Annotated in this window: 18 protein-coding genes and 1 other RNA gene; 6 read left to right on the top strand and 13 right to left on the bottom strand. The window is 66.4% G+C overall.

Features of this window, described 5'->3' with window-relative positions; genetic code table 11:
• The first annotated feature begins 15 nt into the window (after positions 1-15).
• The gene (locus AC6CIE_RS18900) at positions 16-660 is read left to right on the top strand and encodes a histidine phosphatase family protein (RefSeq protein ID WP_498093323.1); all 645 of its coding nucleotides are present in this window, start codon (positions 16-18) and stop codon (positions 658-660) included.
• Between the two features lie 43 nt (positions 661-703).
• On the opposite strand, the gene AC6CIE_RS18895 is transcribed toward AC6CIE_RS18900, so the two are convergent.
• From AC6CIE_RS18895 to carA, 3 genes are all read right to left on the bottom strand, one after another.
• Complete coding sequence (locus tag AC6CIE_RS18895; protein ID WP_498093321.1) at positions 704-1,468, bottom strand: SDR family oxidoreductase; 765 nt, start codon at positions 1,466-1,468, stop codon at positions 704-706.
• A gap of 74 nt (positions 1,469-1,542) precedes the next feature.
• Positions 1,543-4,782 (bottom strand): carbamoyl-phosphate synthase large subunit, encoded by a 3,240-nt coding sequence (gene carB, locus AC6CIE_RS18890; RefSeq protein ID WP_175126039.1) that lies wholly within the window; start codon positions 4,780-4,782, stop codon positions 1,543-1,545.
• Between the two features lie 10 nt (positions 4,783-4,792).
• Positions 4,793-5,947 carry a glutamine-hydrolyzing carbamoyl-phosphate synthase small subunit gene (gene carA, locus AC6CIE_RS18885; RefSeq protein ID WP_199778184.1) on the bottom strand — a complete coding sequence of 385 codons (1,155 nt, stop codon included), beginning with the start codon at positions 5,945-5,947 and terminating at the stop codon, positions 4,793-4,795.
• Between the two features lie 235 nt (positions 5,948-6,182).
• Here carA and tal point away from each other — a divergent pair, with 235 nt between their 5' ends.
• Positions 6,183-7,136 (top strand): transaldolase, encoded by a 954-nt coding sequence (gene tal, locus AC6CIE_RS18880; protein ID WP_218343185.1) that lies wholly within the window; start codon positions 6,183-6,185, stop codon positions 7,134-7,136.
• 38 nt (positions 7,137-7,174) lie between these two features.
• On the opposite strand, the gene AC6CIE_RS18875 is transcribed toward tal, so the two are convergent.
• Positions 7,175-7,702: a carboxymuconolactone decarboxylase family protein gene (locus tag AC6CIE_RS18875; protein ID WP_498093318.1), complete on the bottom strand. Its 528-nt coding sequence runs from the start codon at positions 7,700-7,702 to the stop codon at positions 7,175-7,177.
• Positions 7,703-7,799: 97 nt separating this feature from the next.
• Here AC6CIE_RS18875 and AC6CIE_RS18870 point away from each other — a divergent pair, with 97 nt between their 5' ends.
• The 4 genes from AC6CIE_RS18870 to AC6CIE_RS18855 all read left to right on the top strand — a co-directional run bounded on the left by AC6CIE_RS18870 (position 7,800) and on the right by AC6CIE_RS18855 (position 11,663).
• Positions 7,800-9,989 (top strand): ATP-binding protein, encoded by a 2,190-nt coding sequence (locus AC6CIE_RS18870; RefSeq protein WP_498093316.1) that lies wholly within the window; start codon positions 7,800-7,802, stop codon positions 9,987-9,989.
• Between the two features lie 25 nt (positions 9,990-10,014).
• Positions 10,015-10,371 (top strand): response regulator, encoded by a 357-nt coding sequence (locus AC6CIE_RS18865; RefSeq protein ID WP_224776719.1) that lies wholly within the window; start codon positions 10,015-10,017, stop codon positions 10,369-10,371.
• A gap of 10 nt (positions 10,372-10,381) precedes the next feature.
• Positions 10,382-11,014 carry a hypothetical protein gene (locus AC6CIE_RS18860; RefSeq protein WP_175186416.1) on the top strand — a complete coding sequence of 211 codons (633 nt, stop codon included), beginning with the start codon at positions 10,382-10,384 and terminating at the stop codon, positions 11,012-11,014.
• A 73-nt stretch (positions 11,015-11,087) separates the two neighbouring features.
• The gene (locus tag AC6CIE_RS18855) at positions 11,088-11,663 is read left to right on the top strand and encodes a biliverdin-producing heme oxygenase (RefSeq protein WP_498093314.1); all 576 of its coding nucleotides are present in this window, start codon (positions 11,088-11,090) and stop codon (positions 11,661-11,663) included.
• A gap of 25 nt (positions 11,664-11,688) precedes the next feature.
• Here the strand turns inward: AC6CIE_RS18855 and AC6CIE_RS18850 are convergent, their stop codons facing one another.
• The 9 genes from AC6CIE_RS18850 to AC6CIE_RS18810 form a co-directional block, all read right to left on the bottom strand.
• The gene (locus AC6CIE_RS18850) at positions 11,689-12,483 is read right to left on the bottom strand and encodes an ABC transporter permease (RefSeq protein WP_498093312.1); all 795 of its coding nucleotides are present in this window, start codon (positions 12,481-12,483) and stop codon (positions 11,689-11,691) included.
• A 3-nt stretch (positions 12,484-12,486) separates the two neighbouring features.
• A complete protein-coding gene (locus tag AC6CIE_RS18845) occupies positions 12,487-13,296 on the bottom strand; it encodes an ABC transporter ATP-binding protein (protein ID WP_498093310.1) in 810 nt (269 codons plus the stop codon).
• On the bottom strand, positions 13,289-14,329 hold the full coding sequence (locus AC6CIE_RS18840) for an ABC transporter substrate-binding protein (protein ID WP_498093308.1): 1,041 nt from the start codon (positions 14,327-14,329) through the stop codon (positions 13,289-13,291). Before AC6CIE_RS18840 ends, AC6CIE_RS18845 begins: the two co-directional genes overlap by 8 nt.
• On the bottom strand, positions 14,326-15,600 hold the full coding sequence (locus tag AC6CIE_RS18835) for a CaiB/BaiF CoA transferase family protein (protein WP_175126030.1): 1,275 nt from the start codon (positions 15,598-15,600) through the stop codon (positions 14,326-14,328). The genes AC6CIE_RS18840 and AC6CIE_RS18835 overlap by 4 nt, the downstream gene beginning before the upstream one ends.
• A 67-nt stretch (positions 15,601-15,667) precedes the next feature.
• Positions 15,668-16,276, bottom strand: coding sequence for a recombination mediator RecR (gene recR, locus AC6CIE_RS18830; protein WP_175126029.1), 609 nt, complete (start codon positions 16,274-16,276; stop codon positions 15,668-15,670).
• A gap of 21 nt (positions 16,277-16,297) precedes the next feature.
• Positions 16,298-16,624 (bottom strand): YbaB/EbfC family nucleoid-associated protein, encoded by a 327-nt coding sequence (locus AC6CIE_RS18825; RefSeq protein WP_056326789.1) that lies wholly within the window; start codon positions 16,622-16,624, stop codon positions 16,298-16,300.
• A gap of 44 nt (positions 16,625-16,668) precedes the next feature.
• Positions 16,669-19,134 (bottom strand): DNA polymerase III subunit gamma/tau, encoded by a 2,466-nt coding sequence (dnaX, locus tag AC6CIE_RS18820; RefSeq protein ID WP_498093305.1) that lies wholly within the window; start codon positions 19,132-19,134, stop codon positions 16,669-16,671.
• Between the two features lie 151 nt (positions 19,135-19,285).
• An RNA gene (ffs, locus tag AC6CIE_RS18815) (signal recognition particle sRNA small type) lies at positions 19,286-19,383 on the bottom strand.
• A 264-nt stretch (positions 19,384-19,647) separates the two neighbouring features.
• Entirely contained in the window at positions 19,648-23,106 is a 3,459-nt protein-coding gene (locus AC6CIE_RS18810; RefSeq protein WP_498093303.1) for a UvrD-helicase domain-containing protein, read from the bottom strand.

The following is a 23,106-nucleotide window of genomic DNA, read 5'->3' as shown; positions in this document are numbered from 1 at the left end:
CGCAACAAGACTGCAATGACTGAAATCTGGTTCATCCGCCACGGCGAAACCGACTGGAATCGCCAGCGGCGCCTGCAAGGCTGGCAAGACATCCCCCTGAACGAGTTCGGCGTCAACCAGGCCAGCCTGCTGGCCGCGCGCCTGCACGAAGAGGCCAAGCACACGCCGATCCACGCGATCTACAGCAGCGACCTGCAACGCGCGCACGCGACGGCCGTGCCTGTGTCGGAGCAGCTTGGCCTGCGCGTACGCGTGGAACCCGGCATCCGCGAGCGCGGCTTTGGGGTGCTGGAAGGCCTGGACCATGAGCGCATCGACGTGCTGGCGCCGGAAGCCGCGGCGGCGTGGAAGAGCCGCGATCCGTTGCGCCCGCTGGACGGCGGCGAATCGCTCGGGCAGTTTCAATCGCGCGTCATCAGCACCGTGGACGATATCGCCAGCCGCCATGAGGGCGAGCGCATCCTGATGTTCACCCATGGCGGCGTGCTGGACATCATCTGGCGCCATGCGTCGGGCGTGCCGCTGAATGCGCCGCGCGATGCGGCGCTGCTCAATGTCAGCATCAACCGCGTCAGCGTTGAAGGCCGGAAATGGGAAGTGCTGGATTGGGGTGACGTGACGCACATCGCCGCCGAAGTGGGCGACGACGTGGTGCCTTGAGGGACACGCCTGCCCCCGTCCGGCGGGCGCCGGACGGCTGGCCTCACACCGTCTTGCGCGGCTTGCGCGGGGCGTTGCGGGCCAGCCTGTCGTAGACGGCATTGGGCAGCAGCCGCATCAGCTTGGCCACCAAGCCCATTTGCCACGGAATCACCGTGTAGCTCGTTCCCCGGCTGATTGCCGCGTGCGCGCGGGTGGCGAAGGCGTCGGCTTCCATCAGGAAGGGCATCGAGTACGGGTTATGCGCCGTCATGGCCGTCTTGATATAGCCGGGCGCGATCGTCACAACGCTGATGCCCTGCGCGGCCAGTTCCAGCCGCAGGCTTTCGCAATAGGTCACCACCGCCGATTTGGACGCGCTGTAAGCGCCGGCACCGGGCAGGCCGCGTATGCCCGCCACGCTGGCGATCCCGACCAGGCGCCCTGCCCCCGCCGCGCGCATCGGCGCGATGAAGGGTTCGAACGTGGACACTGTGGCCAGCAGGTTGGTGTCGACGATGGCCTTGAAGACGTCGAAATCCTCGCCGTGGTCGGTCAGCGTGCCGGCGCTGATGCCGGCGCTGGCGATGACCACATCCACCCTGCGCTCGCAGAACGCGATGAAGTCCTGCGCCGCGGCGTGCAGCGCCGTGCGGTCGCGCACGTCCACGGCATAGCAGCGATGCTCACCCGGCAGGCTGGCGGCCAGTTCGCGCAGCGCTTCCTCGCGGCGGCCCAGCAAGCCCAGCGTGGCGCCCTTGGCTGCATATTGCTGCGCCAGTGCGCGCCCCAGGCCGCTGCTGGCGCCGGTGATGAAGACTTTGTCCATGTCCTGACCTGCCTGTTGTCGCGTTGCAAAAAATTAGGGCACGCTTTCGCGTGCCCTAACTGTGATCTGCCGGCTTACTTCTGCAGGGAAGCGTGAAGCTCTTGCAGCGGGTAGACCTGCAGGCCGAGGCCCTGGCGCAGATACTGCATGCCTTCGACCGCGGCGCGGGCGCCTGCGATGGTCGTGAAGAAGGTCACGCGGGCGGCCAGCGCCTGGGTGCGGATGGTGCGCGAGTCGGCGATGGCGTTGCGGCGCTCTTCGACGGTGTTGATGACCAGCGAGATTTCGCCGTTCTTGACCATGTCGACGATGTGCGGGCGGCCTTCGTTGACCTTGTTGACCACCTGCACCGGGATGCCGGCCGCTTCGATCTCGGCGGCCGTGCCGCGCGTGGCGACCAGCTTGAAGCCCAGGGTGTGCAGGCCGCGAGCCACTTCAACGGCGCGGGCCTTGTCCTGGTTCTTGACGCTGATGAACACCGTGCCGGACTCCGGCAGGCGCACGCTGGCGGCAAGCTGCGACTTCACGAAGGCTTCGCCGAAGCTCATGCCCACGCCCATCACTTCGCCGGTCGACTTCATTTCCGGCCCGAGGATGGTGTCCACGCCCGGGAACTTCACGAATGGGAACACGGCTTCCTTGACCGAGAAGTAAGGCGGCACGACTTCCTTCGTGATGCCTTGCGCGGCCAGGGTCTGGCCGGCCATGGCGCGCGCGGCGATCTTGGCAAGCTGCAAACCGGTGGCCTTGGAGACGTAAGGCACCGTGCGCGAGGCGCGCGGGTTCACTTCCAGCACATAGACGTCGCCGCCCTGAATGGCGAACTGCACGTTCATCAGGCCGCTGACGTTCAGGGCCTTGGCCATCATCGTGGTCTGGCGCTTGATCTCGGCGATGACTTCCGCCGACAGCGAGTACGGCGGCAGGCTGCACGCCGAGTCGCCCGAGTGCACGCCGGCCTGCTCGATGTGTTCCATGACGCCGCCGATGAAGACGGTTTCGCCGTCGGCCAGGCAGTCCACGTCGACTTCGGTGGCGTTGTTCAGGAAGCGGTCCAGCAGCACGGGCGAGTCATTGCTGACCTTCACGGCTTCGCGCATGTAGCGCTCGAGGTCCTGTTGCTCGTGCACGATTTCCATCGCGCGGCCGCCCAGCACGTAGCTGGGACGCACGACCAGCGGATAACCGATTTCGGTGGCGTGAGCCAGGGCTTCGCCTTCGGTGCGCGCGGTGCGATTGGGCGGTTGACGCAGGCCGAGCTTGTTGAGCAGCTTCTGGAAGCGCTCGCGGTCTTCGGCGACGTCGATGGATTCGGGGCTGGTGCCGATGATGGGCACGCCGTTGGCTTCCAGGGCGCGCGCCAGCTTCAGCGGGGTCTGGCCGCCGTACTGGACGATCATGCCGACCGGGTTTTCCTTGTGGACGATTTCCAGCACGTCTTCGAGCGTGAGCGGCTCGAAGTACAGACGGTCGGAGGTGTCGTAGTCGGTGGACACGGTTTCCGGGTTGCAGTTGACCATGATGGTCTCGTACCCGTCGTCGCGCAGCGCCAGCGCGGCATGCACGCAGCAGTAGTCGAATTCAATGCCCTGGCCGATCCGGTTCGGACCACCGCCCAGCACCACGATCTTCTTGCGATCGGTGGGCGCGGATTCGCACTCTTCCTCGTACGTGGAGTACATGTAGGCGGTGCGGGTGGCGAATTCGGCGGCGCAGGTGTCGACGCGCTTGTAGACCGGACGCACGTTGAGCTGGTGGCGCAGCTTGCGGACTTCGGATTCCGAGGAATCCAGCAGGAACGCGAGGCGGCGGTCGGAGAAACCGCGGCGCTTCAGTTCGAACAGCGTGGCGTAGTCCAGGTCGGCCAGCGTCTTTTGCTCGAGCGCCAGCTCGATGTCGACGATTTCCTTGATCTGCGAAAGGAACCACGGGTCGATGTGCGTGATGTTGTGCACTTCGTCCAGCGTGAAGCCTTGCGCGAAGGCGTCGCCCACGTACCAGATGCGTTCCGGACCCGGTTCGCCCAGCTCGACCTGCAGCTTTTCGCGGTCGGTGGTCTTCTGGTTCAGGCCGTCGACGCCCACTTCCAAGCCACGCAGCGCCTTCTGGAACGATTCCTGGAAGGTGCGGCCGATGGCCATGACTTCACCCACGGACTTCATCTGGGTGGTCAGGCGCGCGTCGGCGGTGGGGAATTTTTCGAATGCGAAACGCGGCACCTTGGTGACCACGTAGTCGATCGTGGGTTCGAACGAAGCCGGCGTGGCGCCGCCGGTGATCTCGTTGCGCAGCTCGTCGAGCGTGTAGCCGACGGCCAGGCGCGCGGCGACCTTGGCGATGGGGAAACCGGTGGCCTTGGAGGCCAGCGCCGACGAACGCGACACGCGCGGGTTCATCTCGATGACGATCATGCGGCCGTTCTTCGGATTGACGGCGAACTGCACGTTCGAGCCGCCCGTATCCACGCCGATCTCGCGCAATACCGCGATCGATGCGTTACGCATGATCTGGTATTCCTTGTCGGTCAGCGTCTGGGCCGGCGCGACGGTGATGGAGTCGCCCGTGTGGACGCCCATCGGATCCAGGTTTTCGATGGAGCAGACGATGATGCAGTTGTCCGCCTTGTCGCGGACCACTTCCATCTCGAATTCCTTCCAGCCGAGCAGCGACTCTTCGATCAGGAGCTCGCTGGTGGGCGATGCTTCCAGGCCGCGGCGGCAGATGGTTTCGAATTCTTCGGCGTTGTAGGCGATGCCGCCGCCGGAACCGCCCATCGTGAAGCTGGGGCGGATAACGGCGGGGAAACCGGAGGTGCCGACTTCGGCCGCGATGCGGCGCTGCACTTCCCAGGCTTCGTCCATGCTGTGGGCGACGCCCGACTTGGCCGACTCCAGGCCGATGTCGGTCATGGCCTGCTTGAACTTCTGGCGGTCTTCGGCCTTTTCGATGGCGTGCTCGTTGGCGCCGATGAGTTCCACGTTGTGCTTCTTGAGCACGCCATGGTGAGCCAGGTCCAGCGCGCAATTCAACGCGGTCTGGCCGCCCATCGTGGGCAGGAGCGCATCGGGCTTTTCACGCTCGATGATTTTTTCGACGGCTTGCCAGGTGATGGGCTCGATGTAGGTGACGTCGGCCGTTTCCGGGTCCGTCATGATCGTGGCCGGGTTGCTGTTCACCAGGATGGTGCGGTAGCCCTCGGCCTTGAGCGCCTTGCAAGCTTGCGCGCCGGAGTAGTCGAATTCGCAGGCCTGCCCGATGATGATGGGGCCGGCGCCGATGATGAGAATGCTTTTTAGGTCTGTACGCTTGGGCATGATGCAGTCTTTACTTTTGGCCGGACATCAGGCTGATGAACTTGTCGAACAGCTCGAGGATGTCGTGCGGACCCGGGCTGGCTTCGGGGTGACCCTGGAAGCAGAAGGCCGGGCGGTCGGTGAGCTCGAAGCCTTGCAGCGTGCCGTCGAACAGCGAGACGTGCGTCACGCGCGCGTTGGCGGGCAAGCTGGCTGCGTCGACACCGAAACCGTGGTTCTGGCTGGTGATGAACACGCGCTTGGACGCGAGGTCCTGCACCGGATGGTTGGCGCCGTGATGGCCGGTCTTCATCTTGACGGTCTTGCCGCCCACCGCCAGGCCCATGATCTGGTGGCCCAGGCAGATGCCGAACACCGGCAGCTTCTTGTCCAGGAAAGCGCGGGTGGCGTCGATGGCGTAGTCGCAGGGCTCGGGGTCGCCGGGGCCGTTGGACAGGAACACGCCGTCGGGATTGAGCTTGAAGACGTCTTCGGCGGAGGTCTGGGCCGGCACCAGCGTGATGCGGCAGCCACGGTCGGCCAGGAGACGCAGGATGTTGCTCTTCACGCCGTAGTCATAGGCGACCACGTGGAACTTGGACTGGTCGGGCGACGTGAACCCGCCTTCGAGCTGCCAGGTGCCTTCGGTCCAGCCGGTGCTTTCCTTGATGGACACGACCTTGGCCAGATCCTGGCCGGCCATGCCGGGAAAGCCGCGGGCGAGTTCAACGGCGCGCTCGGCGTCGGAACCCACGAAGATGCACGCGCCCTGGGCACCCTTTTCGCGCAGAATGCGCGTGAGCTTGCGGGTGTCGATGCCGGAAATGGCAACGATGCCCTGCTCGGTCAGGTAGTCGGGCAAGGATTGCGTGGAACGGAAGTTCGACACGCGGGCGGGGCAGTCGCGTACCACCAGGCCGGCGGCATAGACGCGATTGGATTCCACGTCTTCGGCGTTGACGCCGGTGTTGCCGATGTGCGGATAGGTCAGCGTGACGATCTGACCGCTATAGCTGGGATCGGTGAGAATTTCCTGGTACCCGGTCATCGCGGTGTTGAACACCACTTCGGCAACGGTATGGCCAGGCGCACCGATCGACACGCCTCGAAAAATGGTACCGTCCGCCAGAGCCAGAATTGCAGGAGGGAAGCGGTTGATCCCCTCGGGAAAGAGTTGCGGCAGCACAGTAAACCCCGGTTTTAGAATCGATAATCAAACCTTCGGATTATACCTCGAGCGGCCGTTTCTCCCGGAGAACCGCGCCGAATAAGGCCGAAACCGGGTTTTTCGGCCGTTTTGCCGCGCCGTTGCGCGGCCTGCAATCAGCGCCCCTCGCCCTTGCGGCGGACTGCGGGCCGGCAGCGTCGGTGATACGCTAGCAGCACCTTCAACCCTAGCCAGCTGCGAGTCGTATAAGTCCATGCCCAGCCAACTTGACGCCCTGCGTGACCACACCACCGTTGTTGCCGACACCGGCGATTTCGAAGCCATGAAGGCGTTGCGTCCCACCGACGCGACCACCAACCCGTCCCTGATTCTGAAGGCCGTCCAGCAGGACGCCTACCGCCCGCTGCTGGAAAAGACCGCGCGGGAACACCGCGGCGCCTCCACCGCCGAACTCATGGATCGCCTGCTGGTCGCCTTCGGCCGCGCGATCCTGGACATCGTGCCGGGCCGCGTGTCCACCGAAGTGGACGCCCGCCTGTCCTTTGACACCCGCGCCACCATCGAACGCGCCCGCGGCCTGATCGCCCTGTACGAAGCCGCCGGCATCCCGCGCGAGCGCGTGCTCATCAAGATTGCGTCCACCTGGGAAGGCATCCAGGCCGCCCGGGTTTTGCAGTCCGAGGGCGTCCGCTGCAACCTGACCCTGCTCTTCTCGCTGCCCCAGGCGGTCGCCTGCGCCGATGCGCACGTGCAGCTCATTTCGCCTTTCGTCGGCCGCATCTACGACTGGCACAAGAAATCGGCCGGCGCGAACTGGGTCGAAGACGACAACACGGGCGCGCGTGACCCGGGGGTTCAGTCCGTCACCAATATCTACCGCTACTACAAGCACTTTGAAATCCCGACCGAGATCATGGGCGCGAGCTTCCGCAACGTGGGTCAGATCCTTGCGTTGTCCGGCTGCGACCTGCTGACGATCAGTCCGGACCTGCTGAACAAGCTGGCCGCCACCGAAGGCGACGCGCCCGCCCAGCTTCGCGCTGACGACGCGCGCGGCGACATTGCGCGCATCGGCGCGGACGAAGTGACGTTCCGCACGCTGCTCAATGACGATGCGATGGCCAGCGAAAAGCTGTCCGAGGGGATCCGCCTGTTCGTGGCCGACGCCATCAAGCTGGATGCCCTGATCGACGCGCAGCGAGGCTGAGCCAGTGCGGCGCGCGGTTGCTGTCCGCGCGCCCTTGCCTAGCGGTGATCGTGAGAGTGCACCTGCAGCGCTTCCAGGAACCGCGATACCATGTTGTACGCGGCGATTGTCGCCGTCAGCTCTACCACCAGCTTTTCCGACCCCATGGCCGCCCGGACGGCGTCGAACACCGCCTCGGGAACCTGCACGTGACGCGTCATGGCGTCCGTGTAGGCCAGCACCGCCCGTTCGCGTTCGCTGAACAGACCCGAGGTTTCCCACGCATCCAGCGCGTCCAGCTGCGCCTGGGATACGCCTTCCTTCAACGCGATCGGCGCATGCTGGTCGGCCTCGTAAGGCGCACCGTTGATGGCCGCCACCCGCATGATGACGAGCTCGCGCAGATCGCCCGGCAACGTGCTGAGCTGCCGGATCGACGTCAGGTAATTCAGCCAGCCGCCGGCCACCGCGGGACTGTGCAGCAGCATCTGATACAGATGCAACACACTGCCCCGCTGCGCGACAATGCTTTCCACCAGGGGCCGTGCTTCGGGATGAGTCAGATCAGCGTAGGGCAAACGGGCCATGCGAACTCCGGAAGGTAGAGGGCAGCAAATGCACACATTCTCACAATATCTTTGACATAATGGCAACACACTTGCGCGTCCACGGTATCTCACTCGCATGAATGCGCCCACCGAATCCTACCCCCAACTCACTCTCGCCAATTGCGACAGCGAACCGATACACATACCGGGCGCCATCCAGCCGCTGGGGGCCCTGCTCGCGTTCGATCCCGACGGCACGCTGCGTTACGCCAGCGAGAATGCCGCCCAGTTGCTCGACACCTGCCTGACGCTGGACCAGCCTTGCGCGCCTGAGGCGTTGCCGCCGGGCCTTGCGTACTGCCTGTCCACTTGGCTCGGCAACCCCGACCCCATTTTCGATCCGCTGACCATCACGCTGGATCGCGCCACCTATGACGTGATCGGCCATCGCAATGTCGATGGGCTGACGATTGTCGAACTCGAGCGCCGGGCCGACGGCGTCGGCATTGCCGCGCCCGAGCGCATCTACCGCAGCATCGAGCGCGTGCGCCGGCAGCGTGACATTCCCGCGCTCCTGGACAGCATGGTGCGCGAAGTGCAGCGCGCCACGGGCTTTGACCGGGTGATGGCGTATCGCTTCCATCCCGACGACAGCGGCGAGATCGTGGCTGAACAGCGACGCGCCGACCTGGACGACTGGGTGGGCCGCCGCTATCCCGCCGGCGACATTCCGGCGCAGGCGCGCCGGCTCTATACGGTAAACACCCTGCGCCTGATCGCCGATGCGACCTACCAACCGGTGCGCGTGCTGAGCGCCCCTTCGCCGGATCCCCGCCCGCTGGACTTGAGCTTCTCGGTCTTGCGCAGCGTGTCGCCCGTCCACCTGGAATACATGGCGAACATGGGGGTACGGGCGTCTATGAGCCTGTCGCTGGTGATCGGCGGCCGCCTGTGGGGCATGATCGCCTGCCACCATCACACGCCGCGGGCCGTGCCCTACCCCGCCCGCCTGGCGTGCGAGGCGATGGCGCAGGTCGTTGCGGCCACGGTGTCCGGCATCGAAGCCAATGAGCGGGCCGAGCAATCCCGCCAGAACGCCGCGCTGGTCAGCAAGCTTGTCGAGCGCGTGTCAGCCTCTGAAAACGTGCATCAGGCGCTGTCGCAGGGCGGCGATACGCCGGCCTCGCTGGTCCCGAACGATGCCGCGCTGTGCCTCTGGAGCAACAGCGTCACAGTGTTTGGCGGCATTGCGCCGCGCGGCGAACTGGCGGGCATCCTGAACGCGCTGGACCAGAGCGGCCAGCGCGTGGTGCACACCACCAACATCGCGCGCGACTACCCCGAATTGCAGACCGAAATCGTCCCGTACGCGGGCCTGCTCGCGTGCAAGTTCGACCCCATGAACAATGGCTGGCTGGTCTGGCTGCGCAAGGAGCAGATCGAGACCCTCGTGTGGGGCGGCAAGCCGGAAAAGCAGTACGCGGTCGGCAGTCTCGGCCCGCGGCTGACCCCGCGCGGCTCGTTCGAAGCCTGGCGCGAGGTCGTACGCGGGGTCTGTCTTCCCTGGCTGCCTGGGGAGCTTGAGGCCGTGGACAACCTGCGTGACGAACTCTCGCACATTTCGACCAGCCGCGCCGCCGACGTCGACCGCGCCCGCACCGCGCTGCTGGCCATGCTGGGCCATGACCTGCGTGACCCGCTGCAATCCATTTCCATGGCCGCGACCCTGCTGTCCCGCACCGATACCGGCGCGCGCATGGGCGAGCGCATCCGCTATTCCAGCGGCCGGATGCAGCGCCTGATATCGCAGGTGCTGGACCTGTCGCGCCTGCAAGGCGGCCTGGGGCTGGGCATTGAAAAGCGGCTGTGCGACCTGTCGGCACTGGTGAACGGCCTGATCGAGGAAAAGCGCCAGGCCTACCCCGGCCTGCGCATCGAACCCGACGTGCCGGACGGCCTGACGCTCATGGCCGATACCGACCGTATCGCGCAGGTGGTGACCAATCTGATGGGCAACGCGCGTCAGCACGGCGCGCCCCGCCAGCCCATCATGGTGACCGCCGCAAAAACCGATGACGGCATTACGCTCAGCGTCATCAACCATGGCGGCCCGATCGCCGAAGACGTGCTCGCGCACCTGTTCTCGCCCTTCAAGCCGGAATCGGTGGGCCAGTCGCGCAACCGCTCCGGCCTGGGGCTGGGCCTGTACATTGCCGAGCAGGTCGTGCGCGACCACGGCGGCGACATTGCCGTCCAATGCCGCGACGGGCTCGTCATCTTCACGGTCACGCTGCCCCGCGCCATGCCTGAAGCAACCCCCTCTTGAACCTGGGAGACATAACTTGAACGAAGTGCGCGCCATGCGGGTCCTGCTGGTGGACGACAACGAAATGGGATCGGAACTGCTGGCCGAGTTCCTGGCGCTTTCAAACCTGGAGACGCGGTGCGCCGCCACCGGGGCCGAAGCCCTGGAGCTGGTCAACACGTTCGCGCCGGATGCCGTGCTGCTGGACATCCTGCTGCCCGACATGGACGGCTACGAGCTGGCCAAGCGCCTGCGCGAACGCGCCAACCCGCCGCGCATCTATGCGCTGAGCGGCCTGGCGCGGCACGAACGACGCGATGCCATCAACGGCATCTTCACTGGATGGATCGAAAAGCCGGCGGACCCCGACGCGCTCCTGGCCATTCTGCACGAGGCCAACTGACGGTTCTTTCATGATGCAATCCGACACCCTTGGCCTGCTGGCCGCAAAGGGCGTGCAGCTCAAGGTACTCAGCCAGATCTTCCCCGTGCTGCGCCATGAAGTCCTGGGCCCGCTGTCCAGCGCCTCGCTCGCGGCCGCCATGCTGCGCCAGGCGCCTGAAGGCACCACCGGCGAAGCCGTCCAGCAACGCTGCGAGCGGCTTGCCGGCGACCTTTCCGACATGCTCGACGAAAGCGTGGGCGTGGTGCGCGAGCTGGATGGTTGGCTGAGCGATGGCGGCGCCATGACGTCCAGCGGCGACCTGCTGCACGACTGCCGCAAGCTGATGTTCTCGCACCTGCTGCTGGCGAGCCACGGCATCCGCTGGCCCGATCAGGTGGCGCACGCGGACGTGCCATTGTTCAGCACACGATATCTGGTCCTGGCATGGCTGTTGTGCCTGTTGCCGCTGGTGCCCGCGGATGCGCAGCTCGAAGTGGACGCGTCCGAGCCCGGCGTGTGGCGTGCCCGCGTGCCCGAAGGCGCACCGGCCTCGGACAAGCCGCCGGCGTTTGACCCGCAGGAAATCGAGTTGCTGGCGTCCGCTTCGGGCTGGCGGCTGGAGCGTCAGGATCGCTGCTGGTCGCTGCATCTGCCAGCGTAACCCGCTGCCGTAATATCACCGGCTTGATGTCGCCGGCTTAACCGTCCCACCAACCCTTCACGTCACGAGCCCCATGATTTCTCCCGTCCATCAGGTGCTGCGCGAAGGCACCCGCGAACGTCACGAAACGCTGGACCAGGGTCTGGCGCTGGCCGAAGACCACGTTGACCGCGGCCACTATCTGGCCTATCTGCGCGCGCTGCTGGGATGGCTGGAACCGTTGGAGCAACAGCTCTGGCAACTGGACTGGCCGGCGTCGCTGCGCGCCCCTGAGCGGGCCGGCAAGACCGCCTGGCTGCATGAAGACCTGAAGGCGGCGGGCGACCCCGCGCCCGTCGTGCATTGCGCACAGCCGCCGCAGATAGCGGCGCCCGACGCCTACGCACTGGGCGTCGCGTACGTTGTCGAAGGGTCGCAGTTGGGCGGCCGGTTCCTGGCCAAGCGCCTGCAGGCGGTGGCGCCCGAGTTGCCCCAGCGCTACTTGCGCGGGTATGGCGAGCAGGTGGGACCGCTGTGGAAGGAATTTCTGCTGTACCTGGACAGCGAGGCCGGCGCGGCGGGCCGCGAGGAACAGGCGCTGCAAGGCGCCCGCGACGCCTTCGACAGCCTGACCGCCTGGCTGCGCAGCCAGGGCGCGCTGCGGGCCTGAGCCCGGCAGCGCGACCCCAGGCGGATTACAGCTTTTCGGTTTCGCCCGACTTGGGCTGCCACTTCATCAAGCGCTTCTCGCCAGCCCCGACGATGGTGTCCAGGATCAGCGCAAAGGCGGTCAGCACGATGATGCCGGCAAACACGGTGTTCACGTCGAACGTGCCTTCGGCCTGCAGGATCAAGTAGCCCACGCCGCTTGCCGACCCCAGGTATTCGCCGACGACCGCGCCCACGAACGCCAGACCCACCGAGGTGTGCAGGCTGGAGAACACCCAGCTCGTGGCCGACGGCAAGTACACGTGACGCAGCAGCTGGCGCTTGCGTGCGCCCAGCATGCGGGCGTTGTCCAGCAAGGTGGGGCTGACTTCGCGCACGCCTTGATAGACATTGAAGAACACGATGAAGAACACCAGCGTCACGGCCAGCGCCACCTTGGACCAGATGCCCAGGCCGAACCACATGCCGAAGATGGGCGCCAGGATGACGCGCGGCATCGAGTTGGCTGCCTTGATGTAGGGATCCAGGATTGCGCTGGCGCGCGGCGACAGCCCGAGCCACAAGCCGAAGGCCAGGCCCGCGATCGTGCCGATGAAGAACGCCAGCACGGTCTCGGTCAGCGTCACGGCCAAGTGGTTGTAGATGTCGGCGTTGGTGACGAACCACGCCCAGATGCGCCCCCACACCTTCAACGGTTCGCCGAAGAAGAAGGCGACCTTTGGATCGCGCGACGCAAAATGCCAGACGGCCAGGATGATGACGAGCAGCAGCAATTGCCAGACGCGCAGGCTGCCGGAACCGGATTTGTTCAGTTTGGGCATGGCTCAGGCTCGCTTCTGTTGGGCATAGCCCTTGAGCACTTCCTCGCGCAGCACGCCCCAGATGGCGGCATGCAGCTCGACGAAACGCCGGTCAATGCGCACTTCGGCCACGTCACGCGGACGCGGCAGATCGATGGCGAATTCTCCGATGGGATGGGTGCCCGGACCGGCGGACAGCACGATCACGCGGTCGCTCATGGCGATGGCTTCGTCCAGGTCATGGGTGATGAACAGCACCGCCTTGCGCTTGGCCATCCACAGGTCCAGGACCTCGTTCTCCATGAGCTGGCGCGTCTGGATGTCCAACGCCGAGAACGGTTCGTCCATGAGGATGATGTCGGGGTCGCGGATCAGCGTCTGCGCCAGCATGGCGCGTTTGCGCATGCCGCCCGACATCTGATGCGGATAGCGGCCCTCGAATCCGCCCAGGCCAACGCGGCGCATCCATTCACGTCCGCGATCCAATGCCTCGGCGCGGGGCACGTTGGCGAACTCCAGGCCGGCGATGACGTTGTCCAGCGCGCTGCGCCAGGGGAGAAGCGCCTCGCCCTGGAACATGTAGCCCGCACGTTCGTTGATGCCAACCAGCGGCTGGCCAAAGACCTTCACCTGCCCCGACGACGGCGCCAACAGGCCGGCGCTGACGTTGAGCAACGTGGACTTGCCGCAACCGGTCGGGCCCACCACGGACACGAACTCGCCCGGCGCGATGGCCAGGGTCGTGTCGCTGACCGCGGTGTAGCGCTGCGACCGGTCGTCACGCGAGACAAAGGTGCAACTTATGTTTTCCAGCGACAGCGCGGCTTCAGCCATTGGCACACTTCTCGTTGGCGCGGCGCGCGAAATCGTTGGTCCACACCTTCGACGGATCGACCTTCGAGCCGTTGAAGTCAGCCTGGTAGGCGGCCAGCGCCTTGAGCGCGGTGGCCGCGCCGTCTTCGGGGATCATGCCGTCCGGCGACAGGCCTTCCATGCTCTTGCCGAGCGCGGCCTTGTAGATGGCCGGATCGCCCAGCAGGTAGGTTTCGGGCACGACCTTGGCGATTTCCTCGGGGCCGGCCTTCTGAATCCACTTGTCGGCGCGCACGATGGCGTTGGTCAGCGCCTGGACGGTGTTGGGATTGGCGTCGATGAACGTCTGCGGCGCATACAGGCAGCCGGCGGGCATGTTGCCGCCGAAGATTTCCTGCGTGTCCTTGAGCGTGCGCGTGTCGACGATGATCTGGATGTCGCCGGGCATCTCCAGCATCGAGACCACCGGGTCCGTGTTGGAGATGGCGTCGATCTGGCCGCTGCGCACGGCAGTCACCGCGCCCGCGCCAGCGCCCACGCCGATGAAGGACACGTCGGAGGCCTTCAGGCCGTGCTTGGCAAGGAAAAAGCTGACCACCATGTTGGTGGACGAGCCCGGCGCGGTCACGCCGATCTTCTTGCCTTTCAGGTCAGCCGCACCCTTGTAGCCCGGGATGTTTTTCTTGGAGACGCCCACGCCGATCATCGGCGCGCGGCCTTGCAGCACGAAGGCGCGATAGGCCTGACCCTTGGAGTGCATGGACAGCGTGTGCTCGAAGGCGCCCGAGACCACGTCGGCGCTGCCGCCCACCACGGCCTGCAGGGCCTTGGAGCCACCGGCAAAGTCCGCGATGCTGACGTCCAGCCCTTCGTCCTTGAAGTAACCGCGCACCTCGGCGATCGTCAGCGGGAGGTAATAGATCAGCGGCTTGCCGCCGACTGCGATCTGGACCTTGGTCTTTTCAAGCTTCTGCGCGCGCACGATGGCAGGGGCCATGGTCATGACGCCGGCAGCGCCGGCGATCTTGAGCAGTTCACGGCGGGTGACTGTCATTGCTTTGTCTCCTGGTTGTCGGATATTCCGATAGCGCCGGTCTTCGCCAGCTTGTCGATAGCCGCTGAATCATACCCCAGCGATTTCAGGACTTCCTCGGTATGTTCCCCTAATTTCGGGCCCACCCAGCGCGTCTGGCCAGGTGTTTCGGATAGCTTGGGAACCACGCCCGGCAGCTTGACGGGACTGCCGTCCGCCAGGCGATGCTGTTCGATCATGCGGCGCGCAAGGAACTGCGGATCGCTGAACATGTCGGCCACGCTGTAGATCTTGCCGACCGGCACGTCGGCGCGCTTCAGGGCTTCGAGCGCCGCTTCGATACCGCGTCCGTCGCACCATTGCTGGATGGCGCCGTCGATCTCTTGAACGCGCCGCGCGCGGCCGTCGTTGCGCACCAGATCCGGATCCTCGGCCAAATCGTCACGGCCGATGGCCCGCATCAGACGATGAAAAATCGCGTCGCCGTTGCCGGCGATGACGATGTTCTGGCCGTCGCGCGTGGTGTAGGTATTCGAGGGCACGATGCCCGGCAGCGCGCCGCCGGTGCGCTCGCGCACCACGCCAGCCACGTCGTACTCGGGGACCAGGCTCTCCATCATGTTGAAGACGGCTTCGTACAGCGCCACGTCAACCATCTGGCCCTGCCCTGCCTGGCATTCGTCGCCCGTCTTGCCGTTCCAGCGGCCGCCGGTGGCGTCGCGATGGCGCAGCGCCATCATCGCGCCGATCACGCCGTGCAGCGCCGCGATGGAGTCACCGATGGAGATGCCGACCCGCAGCGGCGGGCGGTCGGGGTGGCCCGACACGTAACGCAGGCCGCCCATGGATTCACCGATGGCGCCAAAGCCGGGCTGATCCTTCATGGGGCCCGTCTGGCCGTAGCCGGACAGGCGGACCATGATGAGCGCGGGATTGATGGCGCGCAGCTGCTCAAAGCCGAGCCCCCACTTTTCCAGGACGCCGGGGCGGTAGTTCTCGACCACCACATCGGCGTCCAGCGCCAGCTTGCGGGCGATCTCTTGCGCACGCGGGTCCTTCAAATTGAGCGCGATGGATTGCTTGTTGCGGGCCTGCACCGTCCACCACAGGGAATTGCCCTCGTGCAGATGGCGCCAACTGCGGATGGGATCGCCGCCGCCCGTGCCGTCCGGCCCGTGCGGGGTCTCCACCTTGATGACGTCGGCGCCGAATTCGCCGAAGATGCGCGCGGCGAATGGGCCGGCGATGAGCGTGCCGAGTTCCAGGACCTTCAGTCCGGTCAGCGCTGACATGGATTGTCTTCCTCACATTGATTGCCCGGCCGATACGTTGCCGGCGGGCGTTCTGGTACCGCGAGCGTCAGGTGGTCTTGCGCTCCATCAGAGCCCAGGCGATGGTGCCGGCATCGACGTATTCAAGCTCGCTGCCGGCAGGCACGCCACGCGCAAGGCGCGTGACCCGCAGGCCGCGCTCGCCCAGGGCCTCGCCCAGGAAATGCGCGGTGGTCTCGCCTTCGGCCGTGAAGTTGGTGGCCAGGATGACTTCCTGCACCACCCCATCCGTCGCGCGCTTGATCACGCGCTCGAAATCCAGCTCACGCGGGCCGATGCCTTCCAGCGGCGCGACCCGGCCCATGAGAACGTAGTAGAGGCCACGGTAGCCGTGGCTGGACTCGATCATGTTCTGGTCGGCCGGCGTTTCGACGATGCACAGCAGCGAGGGATCGCGCTTGACATTGGAGCAGGTGGCGCAAACCTCGTCTTCAGAGAAGCTATTGCAGCGCGCGCAGTGCTTCAGATCCCGTACCGCGCCGGCAAGCGCCCGTCCCAGCAAATCCGCGCCTTGCGGATCATGCTGCAACAGGTGATACGCCATGCGCCTGGCCGATCGCACGCCCACGCCGGGCAGGCGCCGCAGCGCTTCGATCAGCGAGACCAGCGGCTCGGGTTCGGGCAGTAAGGGATCCATTGCAACCTACGGCAGCGGCAATCAGAACGGCAGCTTCATGCCCGGGGGCAGCGGCATGCCGGCGGTCACCGACGCCATCTTTTCCTGCGAGGTGGCTTCGGCCTTGCGCAGCGCGTCGTTGAACGCGGCGGCGACCAGGTCTTCCAGCATGTCCTTGTCGTCGGCCAGCAGCGACGGGTCGATCTCGACGCGCTTGACGTCGTGGCGGCAGGTCATGGTGACCTTCACCAGGCCGCCGCCCGAGGCGCCTTCGACCTGGATGTCAGCCAGCGCGTCCTGCGCCTTCTTCATGTTTTCCTGCATCTGCTGCGCTTGGCGCATCAGGCCGGCGAGTTGTCCTTTCATCATGATGGGAGCTTCCTTGAACGAGGGGAATGAGGTTGGCCGCCGCGTCAGGCGGCGGCCGCTGAATCAACGTGGCGGATCGAGCCAGCAACGACGTGGCCGCCGAAATCCGACAGCAGCGCTTGCACGAAGGGATCGTCGGCGACGGCGTTTTCGGCCGCGAGCTGGCGCGCCGCGCTCTCGGCCTGGGCCACGGCATACGCCGTGGCGTCACCGGTGACGCCGACCTGCACGTCCAGCCGGATGCCCTGCCCGAAATGTTCGCACAGGACGGTCTGGAGGCGCACCCGGCTTTCGCTTTCGGCCAGGGTCTTGACGGCCACGCGCAGGATGATGGCATCGCCATGCACGCCGGCCCATTCGCTCTGGCGAGCCAGTTCCGATGCCAGGCCCGTCACGGGCAGGCGCGCGGCCAGCTCGGGCCAGGACGCCGAGTCCATGTCCGTCAGGCGAGGCGCACGCGACTGGCGTTTGCGCGCGGGCGCGGGGCCATCGCGGCGAGCGGCCGGCGGTGCAGGCGCCGGGGCGGGTGACGTGGCCAGCGTTTCGAAATCGTCATCCGGATCGGACGTGAAACCGCTGTCGGGCATGAACCCGCCTTCGGCTTCAAAGGGGATTTCTTCGTCGACCCAGGACGGCGGGCCGTCGGTGTCGCCCATTGCCGGGGCGGACGCGGATGCCGGGGCGATCGCCGCGGCGGCCGTTGTCACGGCCAGGGCAGCGGAGCCTTGCGGTTTGGCGGACGGGGCGTGAGGCGCTGCGGCGTCGGGAGGCGAGGTGTCGGCGGTCGGGGTGTCGGCGGTCGGGGTGTCGGCAGTCGATGCGTCGGCGGTCGATGCGTCAGGCGTCGATGCGTCAGGCGTCGATGCGTCAGCGGCCGTTACGGCGCGCGCTGCAGCGTTGCTCGTCGGTGCATTGGACGTCGCTGCGCCCGCATCTGCATTCGTGGCGTTCGGCGGCAGGTCTTCCCAAGGGGGGACGCTGCTGCTGTCTGCGGATTGCGGGACGGACGCGGCAGGCGATTGCGGCAATGCGACGGCGGCGGGCTGCGCGGGCGCGGCAGCGACAGTGGCGGGAGATTCCGACGGAGCGTCAGCGGACGCGGACGCTGATGCGGACGCGGACGCTGATGCGGACGCGGACTCTGATGCGGATGCCGGCGCCTCGTTGCGCGACGCATTGTCGTCGGCGGCGGTGCTCGCCGAGGCATTGACGGTCTCGGCATGGTTGACCACTGCGCCTGACACTGGCGGAGCGACCGCGCCGGTGTCGGGCGCAGACACGGCAGGCTGACCCGCGCCCGAAGACGCTGCGGCGGCGATGACAGCCGCGCCAACCGCAGCGGCGGCTGGCGCGGCGATGGCTGCCGCGGGTTCCGCGGTCTGACGCGCAGGCGCGGCGGGCGCTTCCAGCGCGGTCTGCGGACCGGCGTCGCCATTGAGCGCCAGCATGCGCAGGCACGCCATGATGAAGCCCGCGTATTCGTCGGGCGCCAGCGTCAGTTCGCCGCGGCTATGCACGGCGACGGAGTAGAACAGTTGCACGGCGTCCGGATGCAGCGCCTGAGCAAGCCGGGCGATGTCGCCGGCCAGCGGATCTTCGGCGGCGGTGACGCCGGTCACGCGCTGCTCGATCGCCACGCGCGAGAGCAGCACGGCCAGGTCGGCCAGCGCACCGGCATACGACAGTCCGCGAATCGCAAGTTCGTCGGCCACGGCCAGCACGCCCTTGGCATCGCCCGAAGACAGGGCATCCAGCAGGCGCACGAGATGGCGTTGGTCGATGGTGCCGAGCATGCCGCGCACGGCATCTTCGGTAAGGTTGCCCGCGCTGTAGGCGATGGCCTGGTCGGTGAGCGACAGGGCGTCGCGCATCGAGCCCGACGCCGCCTGCCCGATCAGCCGCAGGGCCGGGATTTCAAAGCCGACGTCTTCCTGGCCGAGCACGGCCTGCAGATGGCCAACGATAGAGTCGGCCGGCATCTGCTTCAAATTGAATTGCAGGCAGCGCGACAAAACCGTCACCGGGATCTTTTGCGGATCGGTGGTGGCCAGGATGAATTTGACGTGCGGCGGCGGCTCTTCCAGCGTCTTGAGCATGGCGTTGAACGCGTGCCCGGTCAGCATGTGGACTTCGTCGATCATGTAGACCTTGAAGCGTCCCGCGCCCGGTGCGTAAACCGCCTGCTCCAGAAGCTGCGTCATTTCCTCGACGCCGCGGTTGGACGCGGCGTCCAGCTCAAGGTAGTCGACAAAGCGGCCCGCATCGATCTCGGTGCAGGCGCGGCAGACGCCACAGGGCTTTGAGGTGATGCCCGTTTCGCAGTTGAGCGATTTGGCCAGGATGCGCGAGAGCGTGGTCTTGCCGACGCCCCGGGTGCCGGTGAACAGCCAGGCGTGATGCAGGCGTTGCGTGTCGAGCGCATGCGTGAGCGCGCGCACCACGTGATCCTGTCCCACCAGGGTATCGAACGATCGCGGCCGCCACTTGCGGGCCAATACCAGATAAGTCATGGCTGGATTGTAGAGCCTGATTGTTGAACCCGTTGATCGAGCGGGCTGGAATGCAAAGGGGACGGGCTTATTCCCGTGGAACGAATCCTTGGAAAATAACCCCGTCCCCTGTGAAAGCGAAGTAGCAAACGCTACAGCTTTGAAGAATCCGGTTGGCGAGCCTTACTCCGGCACTGACCCTAAACGACTATGGCTGCTTCGTTCCCGACCTGACCAGGTTCACCGTCGAACCATGCGAAGGGGCCCGCCAGCCGAGATTCTAGCAGAGCTGCGCTTCGCGCGCTCGCTAGCCTCTCGGCTGGCGGGCCCCGGGGGGCAATATGTGGGCCCCCTCCCCGGCCCTCCCCCCGAGGGGGAGGGGGTTGGGGTCTTGCTTCGCTTGCCCCCCTTCGGCTCGCTTCGCTTTGCCTTGCCTTGACTTGGGTGCTGCGCTTCTTTGTTTGGGGGGCGTTGCTTCGCTTGCCCCTTCGGCTCGCTTCGCTTTGCCTTGCTTGCTTGGGTTTTCGCTTCGCTTTATTCCATCAAATCTATCCACGCCTTTGCGCGGGGGAAGTACAGGGCGGCTCGGGCGCTGCGGCCATCTAGGGCTGTGACCTGGGTGCAGTAGCGCTGCAACTGTTCACCGTGGCGTTGGCGCATTCGGGTGGCGAAAGCGGGTGCTGATTCGCCTGGGTGAGGTCTGCCCGTCTTGTAATCGACGATCAGCCAGCCGTCTTCGGTGCTTAGGGCCAGGTCGATAACCGACACTTTGCCTGCTGCATCGATGAGGGGCCATTCTCGGCGGGCGCCTGACTGGGATAAGAGCCATAGGCCGCGTTCGTCTGCCAGGGTGGCTTGCAGGGTTTCCAGGACGGCTTCGGCGGCTGCGTCGGCTTGGCTGGCGGGGATGCCTGCTCGAGTCAACTGACGGCGCATGGCAGGTAGGCGGGGGGTTAGCGCTTCGGGGGGCCACGCTTGTATGCCGTCCTGACCGATGCGGGCCAGCCATGCGTGGGCCAAGGTGCCGATGGCGGCGTCGTAGCCGGCTTCCAGTTGCCACGCGGGATGTTCGGCGGCTTCGCCCCATGCGCGTCGGGTGGCCGTGGCGAAGCCGGCGCTCATGGTGATGTTCGATTGGCGTTGCAGCTGCGCGAGGCCCGCGCTGTCGATGCGGCGCAGGGGTTCGCCTTGCCATTCGGGGGCGTCGCCCTCCTCTTGGACCGGCTCGCCGTTGAGCGATGGCGGGACGGGTGGGGTCAGGCAGGGCCACAGGCGGCCTAGCAGGCTGGCTGCGGGTGGGGTCTTGGTCTGGCCGGTGGCTTCGTCGATCGATACGTGACCCACCAGGTGCAGGCGCTTGCGGGCTCTTGTGACGGCGACGTAGAGGAGGCGGTCGATTTCGTAGGAGGCGCGGCGGGCTTCGCGGGCGCCCAGGTAGCGGGAGACGGGGTCTGCCTCGGTTTCGGCGCGGGGTTTGACCGGACCGAAGAGGACGCGGCCGCCGCTTTGTTCGAAGCGTACCAACGGGGCCTGGTCGCCGCGCGGCGCGCGGTGCAGGCCGTACAGGATCACGGTTTCGAACTGCAGGCCCTTGGACTTGTGCATGGTCATGATCTCGACCGCGCCTTCGTCTTCGTCGGCGGCGTCGGGGGCCGCGAAGAGGCGGGAGATGCCGGCGTCCAGTGCAGCCACGTCAATGCTGCCGTGGGGGGCAAGGCGTTCGACCAGTTGGAACAGGCTTTCTGCGTCGTTGGCGACGGACAGGCCGGCGTACAGGCCCGGTCCGCCCAGCCGGCGCCATAGCGATTCCACCCATGCGGCGAACGGCATTGCGCCGGAGGCGTTGCGCTTGTCCAGCAGCACGGATGCGACCTGGCGCAGGCGCGCGAACTCGTCGGCGCTGAGCACGCTTTGCGCGGACGGCGCTTCGGGTTCGGGTACCGGCGCATCAAAGAGCGACGCTTGCGGGTCTGCCGACGCAGCGGCCGTTGCCGTCGCGGCAGGTTGCGGCGCAATGCGCAAGGCGCGTTCCAGCAGCACAGGTATCGGCGTGATGTGGTCGTCGCCAAACAGGCGCTGCAGCGACGTAAGCGTCAGGCCGCAATAGGGCGCGCGCAGCACGGACAGCCAGGCGAGGCGGTCGGCGGGATGCGACAGCGCGCGCACGAGCTGGACCAGGTCGGCCACGACGGGGCGCAGCGCCAGCGGCACGAGGTCGACCGCGCGGGAACGGATGCCTTCCTGCGCCAGCCGGCGCGTGAGATTGCCGAGGTGGCTGCGGGCGCGCACCAGGATCGCGACAGGGTGCTTGGCGCCCTTGTGGTCGGTGAGGGCCTGGCGCACCAGTCCCACCGCGATGTCTTCGGCCTGCTCTTCGGCGGGCGGCGCGCCCTCGCGTGACCAGGCCGGATGAAAGCGCACGGCGGGGTCGGGCAAGGCCGGATGAAAGGCCGTGGACGGGCTGTAGGCAATGGCGCCTGCCGCGGCGTCGCTGCGGCGGGGCAGCAGGTCGACGAACGACTGGTTCACCCAGTCCACGATGCCGGCTTGCGACCGGAAGTTGTCCGTGAGGTTCAGGAAGTCTGGTTTGACCTCTCCCACGCCGACGTCGGCCACTTCCAGGAACAGGCCGACCTCCGCCTTGCGGAAGCGGTAGATCGACTGCATGGGGTCGCCCACCAGGAAAAGACTGCGGCCGTCGCCGGACTGCCAGCCTGCCGTGAGCGTGCGCAGCAGGTCGAGTTGCGTCTGGCTGGTGTCCTGGAATTCGTCGATGAGCAGATGGCGGATCGAGGCGTCCAACTTGAGCAGCAGTTCGCCGGGATCGTCTGCGCTGCCCAATGCGGCGGCGGCGCGCTGGGCGATTTCGATGAAGTCCACCTCGCCCTTGTCGGCGAAGCGCAGTCGCAACTGCGCGACGGCGAGCGCGAGCGTCATGAGCTGCGCGCCCAGCACTTCCCATTGCGCATCGGTGAAATGCGGCGCGGGGATATCGCGGACGGCGTGCAGGCGCCGGACCCACGCGCCTTGCGCGTCGGCGCCTTCAAGCCAGGCGACGAAAGGTTCCTTGTGCGCGCATTTGGCCGGGAACCCCAGATTCTTGTTGACCGTCTTGCGCAAGGAGCCGGTGCCGGTCAGCAACAGATGCGCGACGGCGCGCCAGGCGTCCAGCAGTTCGGCATCGGGCTGCAGTTCGTCAGTCCAATCCAGCAATGCGGCCAGCTTGTTCTCGTCTTCGCCGTCCTGCAGGTTGGCCGCGGCAAGCCGCGCCGGGCCGCTAAGCGACTCGCACCAGCCGTAGGGCATGGCGGCGCACAGGGCATCGAGGTCTTCGCCGATGGCTTCGGCCAACGTGGCCTCCATGGCCTCGCGGTCGGAGCCGTGGCGCAAGAGCGGCAGCCATTGATCGCGCTGGCCCAGCATGTCGGCGATGGCGTCCTTGGCGGCCTGCACGTCGACGTCGAGGTGGCGCAGCAGGATGCGCACGGCCTCGTAGTCGTCGGCGAGATCCAGTGTGGCGCGCGCCGCGGCCTCGTAGTGCGAACGCGCATCGTCTGTGATGTCCGGCATGCCGCCCAGCTCGGACAGCCACGGCATGCTGCGCACCAGCCCCGCGCAGAACGAGTCGATGGTGCGGATGGCAAGACGCGCGGGATGCTCGAGCAGATGCCAGCCTTGTTCGGCATTGCGATCGAGCGCCGCGCGAGCGAGGTCCCAGCTGCGGCGTTCGTGGGCGGCTTCGGGCGGCGCCTCCAGGCCACGGCGCAGCTTGCTCAGCACGCGGGCATGCATCTCGGAGGCGGCCTTGCGCGTGAACGTGATGGCGACGATTTCTTCGGGCCGGTTCACCGTAGCCAGCAGGGCCAGGATGCGGTCGGTCAGGAGTTCGGTCTTGCCCGACCCCGCAGGCGCCTGGACCAGAAAGGAGCGCGCGGGATCGAGCGCTGCGGCGCGCGCGGCGTGGTCATGCGGAAGGCGATCTTGTTCGGCCAT

This window comes from Achromobacter sp. GQ309, assembly GCF_059759315.1.
The sequence above is the reverse complement of the archived record's forward strand: the minus strand, read 5'-3'. Positions and strand labels throughout refer to the sequence as shown.

What these genes read in the sequence shown, in the direction of transcription:
- AC6CIE_RS18900 (WP_498093323.1), top strand. Translation starts at nt 16, where the DNA reads ATGACTGAAATCTGGTTCATCCGCCACGGCGAAACCGACTGGAATCGC.
- AC6CIE_RS18895 (WP_498093321.1), bottom strand. Translation starts at nt 1,468, where the DNA reads ATGGACAAAGTCTTCATCACCGGCGCCAGCAGCGGCCTGGGGCGCGCA.
- carB (WP_175126039.1), bottom strand. Translation starts at nt 4,782, where the DNA reads ATGCCCAAGCGTACAGACCTAAAAAGCATTCTCATCATCGGCGCCGGC.
- tal (WP_218343185.1), top strand. Translation starts at nt 6,183, where the DNA reads ATGCCCAGCCAACTTGACGCCCTGCGTGACCACACCACCGTTGTTGCC.
- AC6CIE_RS18875 (WP_498093318.1), bottom strand. Translation starts at nt 7,702, where the DNA reads ATGGCCCGTTTGCCCTACGCTGATCTGACTCATCCCGAAGCACGGCCC.
- AC6CIE_RS18870 (WP_498093316.1), top strand. Translation starts at nt 7,800, where the DNA reads ATGAATGCGCCCACCGAATCCTACCCCCAACTCACTCTCGCCAATTGC.
- AC6CIE_RS18860 (WP_175186416.1), top strand. Translation starts at nt 10,382, where the DNA reads ATGATGCAATCCGACACCCTTGGCCTGCTGGCCGCAAAGGGCGTGCAG.
- AC6CIE_RS18855 (WP_498093314.1), top strand. Translation starts at nt 11,088, where the DNA reads ATGATTTCTCCCGTCCATCAGGTGCTGCGCGAAGGCACCCGCGAACGT.
- AC6CIE_RS18850 (WP_498093312.1), bottom strand. Translation starts at nt 12,483, where the DNA reads ATGCCCAAACTGAACAAATCCGGTTCCGGCAGCCTGCGCGTCTGGCAA.
- AC6CIE_RS18845 (WP_498093310.1), bottom strand. Translation starts at nt 13,296, where the DNA reads ATGGCTGAAGCCGCGCTGTCGCTGGAAAACATAAGTTGCACCTTTGTC.
- AC6CIE_RS18840 (WP_498093308.1), bottom strand. Translation starts at nt 14,329, where the DNA reads ATGACAGTCACCCGCCGTGAACTGCTCAAGATCGCCGGCGCTGCCGGC.
- AC6CIE_RS18835 (WP_175126030.1), bottom strand. Translation starts at nt 15,600, where the DNA reads ATGTCAGCGCTGACCGGACTGAAGGTCCTGGAACTCGGCACGCTCATC.
- recR (WP_175126029.1), bottom strand. Translation starts at nt 16,276, where the DNA reads ATGGATCCCTTACTGCCCGAACCCGAGCCGCTGGTCTCGCTGATCGAA.
- AC6CIE_RS18825 (WP_056326789.1), bottom strand. Translation starts at nt 16,624, where the DNA reads ATGATGAAAGGACAACTCGCCGGCCTGATGCGCCAAGCGCAGCAGATG.
- dnaX (WP_498093305.1), bottom strand. Translation starts at nt 19,134, where the DNA reads ATGACTTATCTGGTATTGGCCCGCAAGTGGCGGCCGCGATCGTTCGAT.
- AC6CIE_RS18810 (WP_498093303.1), bottom strand. Translation starts at nt 23,106, where the DNA reads ATGGCCGAACAAGATCGCCTTCCGCATGACCACGCCGCGCGCGCCGCA.